Origin of the sequence: Burkholderia sp. SIMBA_051, assembly GCF_046534915.1 — a bacterium.
Classification (GTDB): domain Bacteria; phylum Pseudomonadota; class Gammaproteobacteria; order Burkholderiales; family Burkholderiaceae; genus Burkholderia; species Burkholderia ambifaria.
Window position 1 is genome coordinate 1 of the sequence record NZ_JAWRXS010000828.1, and the last position, 239, is coordinate 239.

At 71.1% G+C, this 239-nt stretch carries 1 pseudogene; it reads left to right on the plus strand.

Annotation, left to right across the window (positions count from 1 at the left end):
• Positions 1 to 217, plus strand: a pseudogene (locus SB771_RS36765) (MoxR family ATPase); the annotation flags it as partial.
• Between the last annotated feature and the right edge of the window lie 22 nt (positions 218 to 239).

The window sequence follows — 239 nt, forward strand, 5'->3', positions numbered from 1 at the left end:
CCTGCGCGACGCGCCCGGCCTGAAGAAAAAGCCGTCGACCTCCGAACTGCTGGACTGGCTGCGCCTGCTGCTGGCCGAGGACGTCAGCGCGGCGCAGATCGACGCGCACACCGCCACGGCGGTGCCGCTGATGGCTGGCGCCCTGCTCAAGAACGAACAGGACGTGCACCTGCTGGAACGGCTCGCCGCCATGACCCGCGGCACCCAGCGCCGCTGACGCCCTCCTCGCGGCCATCATG